Below are 5470 nucleotides of genomic sequence, written 5' to 3'. Positions count from 1 at the left end.
GGGCTTCGACAGCGCCCGGTATCACCCAGTGACAGCGAAATGGGACAATGGTGACATGGGGTGGATCGATCTTGAGGGTGCGGTCAACGTTCGCGACCTGGGCGGGCTGCCCACCGCCGACGGCGGAGCCACGGTGGCGGGACGGCTGCTGCGTTCGGAGAACCTGCAGGAGCTGTCGCCCGCGGACGTTTCCAGGCTCGTCGACGAGATCGGCGTCACGACGGTCGTGGACCTGCGCACCACGGCCGAGGTCGAACTCGAGGGGCCGGGCCCGCTGGACGCGGTGCCCGGCGTGCGCCACGCATACCATCCGGTCCTGCCCGAACTCGGGTCCCGCACCGACGCGGTCGCCGAGGCGCTCCTGCTGCAAAAGCGCGAGCGGGACAAGTCCCGCTTCCCCGACGACATCATGTGCGGCCACTACCTGGGCTACCTGGAAGAGCGCCCCAGCGAGGTGACCGGCGCGCTGCGGTCCATCGCGACCTCCCGCGGCGCGGCGATCGTGCACTGCGCGGCCGGGAAGGACAGGACCGGGGTGATCGTCGCGCTCGCGCTCACCGCCGCCGACGTGGAGCCGGAGGCCATCGTCGCCGACTACATGGCCACCGCCGACCGGCTGGACGCCATCATCGAGCGGCTGCGGCGCTCCCGGACGTACGCCGAGGACATCAGCAGCAGGCCCGTGCAGGCGCACCTGCCGCGCGCCGAGACGATGAAGGCGTTCCTCGAGCAGTTGCACGTGCGCTACGGCGGGCTGCCCGCGTGGCTGGCCCGGAACGGCTTCACCGACGATGAGCTGAGCCTGCTGCGTGCCAAGCTCCGGCAGGCCTGAGCTCGTGGCCAGCGGGTGCCTCGTCGACGTCTATGACACGATCCTGAAGTCCAGCTTCGTGGCGCGCGTCAAGGCGCTGTCGCGGTTCCTTGACGTCGACGCCGACGCGTGGCTGGGGGAGTGGCTCAAGACCCGTGCCCAGCGGGATCGCGGCGCGCTCACCATGGCCAAGTCGTTCGCGCAGAGCCTGCCTGCCTTCGGGATCGATCCGGTGCCCGAGCTGGTCGACGAACTCTCCCGCAAGGACGCCGAGCTGATGCGCGAGTGCACCCGCGTGTTCGATGACACGGTTCCGTTCTTCACCAGGCTCCGGTCGCAGGGCATCCTGATCGCGCTGGTCAGCAACTGCGCGGACACGACGCGGCCGCTGCTGGCTGACCTCGGCCTGATTCCGCTCGCGGACGCGGTCGTCCTGTCCTGCGAGGTCGGCTTCACGAAGCCGTCACCGGAGATCTACGTCACCGCGCTGGCGGATCTCGGCGTCGCCGCCACGGACGCGGTCATGATCGACGACCAGCCGGCCTTCTGCGCCGGCGCCGAGGCGGTCGGCGTGCGGGCCATCCAGATCTTGCGCGGCGACCTCGACGGGCAGCCTCCGGCATCCGGCTTTCCCGTGGTCCGCTCACTGCTAGACGCGCCCGGGCTTTTCTAGCCTGGCTCGCTTCGCTGGCGTGGCCGGCGCCTGAGGCCGCCGTTGAGCTTCCTGGCCTGCAGGTAGACGATCGCGAGCAGGCAGACGACCACTGCCCCCGTCAGCCAGGCGGAATAGCCGGAAACCTCGCGCACGACGCGGACCCCCGCCGTGCCCGAGGTGTAGCCGATGAGCACGATGACGGCGGCGCGCAGCAGCGTGCCCGCGGCGTCCGCGATGACGAAGACGGCCAGCGGCAATCGCCGCCAGCCGTTGGCGGCGTACATGAGCGCGGTCGGCAACGGCAGCCAGGGGGCGATCATCACGGACGCGATCCCGTACCTGTCGATCAGCCGCTCGCAGCGCTCGACGGCACGCTTGCTCGACGGCCGGTGCCGGATGAGCCAGTCCGCGGCGTCCGGCCCGAAGTGGCGTCCCGTCCACCAGGACACGATGTCGACGGGCAGCCAGACCGGGAGCACCGCGAGCAGGGCCGCCGCGAGGCTCGCCTGGCCGACCCGGACGAACGCGCCGGCCGCGGCGACCGAAAGGGCGCTGCCGTTCACCAACTCGAGCAGGACAGGGCGCGTCCCGAGCCACACGGGGATCAGGACGGAGCTGAGCGCCGACCACCCCTGGCACACGACGAGGGCGCTGCCGCACACCAGGTCGGCCGCGCGACTACGGCCGACCTCCATCGTCATTGATCTAGTGTGACAGACCGCCGCAGACGCGCCGAGGCGCGGTGCGGCCGCGCTGTCCCGCCGCGGCCCGGCCGCGCGGACCACGCGTCCGCCCTCGGCGCACCTTTCGCCACAACAGCCCCCTGCGTAATCTTTGCACACTCCTTGCATGGACAAATCGCCCATAAAGGACGGCGAAATGGTCACAGAGTGAGCAAAGTCGCACTAGTGAGACTCCCGGGGCAGCAGGGAAGCCTAGCCGCGGCGCCGCAGCGCCGCAGTTCCGCAGTTCCGCGTGGTCGCGCCCCGCCACGGGCTGCTCGCGTCCGCCGGCGATGACGGGACTGCGTGGCCCTGGCGCTGAGGCGGCTGTGGCAGGCTTGTAGACCATGACGGATGGCGCGCACCCGCACGTGGTCGTTGTCGGCGGCGGGATCACCGGGCTCGCGGCGGCCTTCTTCCTCAAGGACGAGCCTGTGCGAGTCACCCTCCTCGAGGGCTCGCCGCGGCTGGGCGGCAAGCTGTCGGCGAGCGAGGTCGCCGGGGTGCCGGTGGACGAGGGGGCGGAGGCGCTGCTCGCCCGCCGCCCGGAAGGCACCGACCTGATAACAGCAACAGGCCCCGCGGGCGACCTCGTGCCCGCGGGCACCACGTCGTCGGCGATTTACACCCGCGGCGCGATGCGGCCGCTGCCGCGCAGGCAGTTCATGGGCGTGCCCGCGGACATGGACGAGCTGGCCGCGACCGGGGTCGTCTCCCCTGCAGGGGTCGCCCGCGCCCGCCAGGAGTCCCAGGTCCCGCCGCAGGACGGCGACGTCTGCGTCGCCGAGTACGTCGGCGCCCGCCTTGGCAAAGAGGTCGTCGACCGGCTCGTCGACCCGCTGCTCGGCGGCGTCTACGCCGGCCGCAGCGAGGAGCTGTCCTTCGAGGCCACGCTCGCCCCGCTCGCCGCCGCCGCGAAGAAGCACCCGACGCTGACGGCGGCGGTAGCCGGCCTGATCCCGCCCACGCCGGCACAGCCAGTCACGCCAGCACCGATCTTCGTCACGCTCACCACCGGCCTCGGCGCGCTGCCGGACGCGGTCGCCAAGGCCTGCGCCGCCGGCATCCGCACCGGCGCGATGGCCCGCGACCTGGCCCGCACCGCGACCGGCTGGCGCCTGGTCATAGGCTCGGCGGCCGACCCCGAGCACCTGCAGGCGGACGCGGTCATCCTGGCCGTCCCGGCCGCGCCAGCCGCAAGACTCCTATCCCGAACGATCCCGGCCGCCTCCACGGCCCTCAGCCAGATCCCGTACGCGAGCATGGCGATCATCACGCTGGCCTACCGTAAAGAAGACTTCCCCGAGCAGCAGCGCAGCGGGTACCTCGTCCCGGCCGTGGACGGAAGGGCGGTCAAGGCCGTCACGTTCTCCACCGTCAAGTGGCCGCACCTGACCAGGCACGCGCCGGTGCACATCGTCCGCTGCTCGATCGGGAGAATCGGCGAAACGGCGATCCTGCAGCGCGACGACGAGGACCTGGCCGCGCTGGCCGCCGCCGAGCTCGCGGACGCGACAGGAATCACAAAAGCCCCGGTCGCGCACCGGGTGACCCGCTGGGGCGGCGGGCTGCCGCAGTACAACGTCGGCCACCTGGACCGCGTCGCGCGCATCCGCGCGGCCGTCACGCGGCAGCCGGGGCTCGCCGTCGCGGGCGCCGCCTACGACGGGGTCGGCATCCCCGCGTGCGTCGGCACCGCGAAGGCCGCCGTCGAGCAGGTGCTGAGCCAGCTGCGGACCACAGGCGCGAGGGATCGTTCGGAATAGGGATTTAAGATCGTGTCCATGGCTGACGAAGACAAGCGGCTTAAGGCCAGGGAACTGAACGAGCTGATCAGGTACACCATGTGGGCGGTGTTCCGTGTGTCGGACCGGCCCGCGCTTGACGGCGACGGCGGTCGCGACCGGGCCGGCGCCGAGCTCGCCGAGGTGCTCGATCAGGCGGCGGGCAAGGGCGTCGTCACCCGCGGCTGCTACGACCTGCAGGGCATGCGCGCCGACGCCGACTACATGCTGTGGTGGATCGCGCCGACGTCCGACGAGCTGCAGGAGATGTACGTGCGCTTCAGGCGGACGCGGCTCGGCCGGGCCAGCGAGCCGGTCTGGTCGGCCATGGCGCTGCACCGGCCGGCCGAATTCAACAAGGGCCACATCCCCGCGTTCCTCGCCGAGGAGGAGCCGCGGAACTACGTGAGCGTCTACCCGTTCGTCCGGTCGTACGAGTGGTACCTGCTCGACCCCGACGAGCGCAGGCGGATGCTCGCCCAGCACGGCATGATGGCCCGCGAGTACCCGGACGTGCGCGCGAACACCGTGAGCTGCTTCTCGCTCAACGACTACGAGTGGATGCTCGCGTTCGAGGCCGACGAGCTGTACCGGATCGTGGACCTGATGCGCCACCTGCGCGGCGCGGACGCCAGGCGGCACACCCGGGTGGAGATCCCGTTCTTCACCGGCCGCCGCAAGCCCGTCGCCGCGCTCGTCGCCGACCTGGCGTAAGGCCCCGGGCCAAGGGTCAGCTGTCGGCGGGCCTGCCCGTGCGCTGGCGCCCGCGCTGGGTCAGCCGGCGCCGGATCCAGTACCCCAGCCCGGCCAGCGCCGCGGCGACCGCGGCGAACGGGGCGACCGCGCCGACGATGGCGAGGAACCACGACACCGTCGTGCGGAACGCGCGCCAGCCTCCGGCAAGGCCGCTGACAAGCCCGGGCGGCGGCTTGGGCTTGGCGGGCTTGGCCACTGCCTTCGGGCCGAGGACGGAGATCGTGACCGTGGCGTACGAGGTCTCGTGGTTCAGCGCGTTCTGCTGCGCCAGCATGGCCTCGAGGCTGGACTCCTCGGAGTTGATCTGATCCTGCACGCTGAGCAGGTCCGCGACCGAGCCGGCGTGCTTCAGGAGCGCGCGCAGCTGGTCGATCGCCGCCTCGTCAGAGGCGACCTGGCTGCTGACGTCGGCGACCTCCTGCGTCACGTCCTGCGCCTGCTGCTGCAGGGACAGCTGCGCGCCCAGGCCGCTTGTCAGCTCGCTCAGCGTCGCGGCGTACACCGCCACCGGGATCTTGAGCTGGATGGTCGCGGTCGACTGGGCCGGGTGGCTGGGGTTGGTCGTCGCGTTCTCTGACGAGACGTACCCGCCGGCGCTGGTCACGATCGACGTCGCGCGGGCGATGGCCGCGCTGACGCCGCGGACCCGCACGGTGAGCTGCGCCGTGTAGATGAGCTGCTGACCGGTGGGCACAAGCCGCGCCGAGTCGGACTGCGCCGAGCCGCCGCCGAACCCGGCGGC

The 5470-nt window shown here is 71.7% G+C and carries 6 protein-coding genes; 4 read left to right on the top strand and 2 right to left on the bottom strand.

Annotated elements, in window-relative coordinates; translation table 11 throughout:
• The first annotated feature begins 55 nt into the window (after positions 1-55).
• Together Q1N79_RS05815 and Q1N79_RS05810 are read left to right on the top strand one after the other, a co-directional pair.
• Positions 56-832, top strand: coding sequence for a tyrosine-protein phosphatase (locus tag Q1N79_RS05815; RefSeq protein ID WP_300605361.1), 777 nt, complete (start codon positions 56-58; stop codon positions 830-832).
• Positions 810-1484, top strand: a complete 675-nt coding sequence (locus Q1N79_RS05810) for an HAD family hydrolase (RefSeq protein WP_300605359.1) — start codon at positions 810-812, stop codon at positions 1482-1484. The genes Q1N79_RS05815 and Q1N79_RS05810 overlap by 23 nt, the downstream gene beginning before the upstream one ends.
• Here the strand turns inward: Q1N79_RS05810 and Q1N79_RS05805 are convergent.
• On the bottom strand, positions 1481-2167 hold the full coding sequence (locus Q1N79_RS05805) for a VTT domain-containing protein (RefSeq protein WP_300605357.1): 687 nt from the start codon (positions 2165-2167) through the stop codon (positions 1481-1483). The two genes, Q1N79_RS05810 and Q1N79_RS05805, sit on opposite strands and share 4 nt — an antisense overlap.
• Positions 2168-2535: 368 nt before the next feature.
• Here Q1N79_RS05805 and hemG point away from each other — a divergent pair, with 368 nt between their 5' ends.
• On the top strand, positions 2536-3954 hold the full coding sequence (gene hemG, locus Q1N79_RS05800; protein WP_300605355.1) for a protoporphyrinogen oxidase: 1419 nt from the start codon (positions 2536-2538) through the stop codon (positions 3952-3954).
• A gap of 18 nt (positions 3955-3972) precedes the next feature.
• The gene (hemQ, locus tag Q1N79_RS05795; RefSeq protein ID WP_300605353.1) at positions 3973-4686 is read left to right on the top strand and encodes a hydrogen peroxide-dependent heme synthase; all 714 of its coding nucleotides are present in this window, start codon (positions 3973-3975) and stop codon (positions 4684-4686) included.
• 16 nt (positions 4687-4702) lie between these two features.
• Here hemQ and Q1N79_RS05790 read toward each other — a convergent pair.
• Positions 4703-5470 (bottom strand): DUF4349 domain-containing protein (locus Q1N79_RS05790; RefSeq protein WP_300605351.1); only part of this gene is annotated, 768 nt, incomplete at its 5' end.

This window comes from Trebonia sp. (genome assembly GCF_030042015.1).
GTDB lineage: Bacteria > Actinomycetota > Actinomycetes > Streptosporangiales > Streptosporangiaceae > Trebonia.
The sequence above is the reverse complement of the archived record's forward strand: the minus strand, read 5'-3'. Positions and strand labels throughout refer to the sequence as shown.

Coding starts and splice junctions, on each gene's coding strand:
- Q1N79_RS05815 (WP_300605361.1), top strand. CDS start 56: ATGGGGTGGATCGATCTTGAGGGTGCGGTCAACGTTCGCGACCTGGGC.
- Q1N79_RS05805 (WP_300605357.1), bottom strand. CDS start 2,167: ATGACGATGGAGGTCGGCCGTAGTCGCGCGGCCGACCTGGTGTGCGGC.
- hemG (WP_300605355.1), top strand. CDS start 2,536: ATGACGGATGGCGCGCACCCGCACGTGGTCGTTGTCGGCGGCGGGATC.
- hemQ (WP_300605353.1), top strand. CDS start 3,973: ATGGCTGACGAAGACAAGCGGCTTAAGGCCAGGGAACTGAACGAGCTG.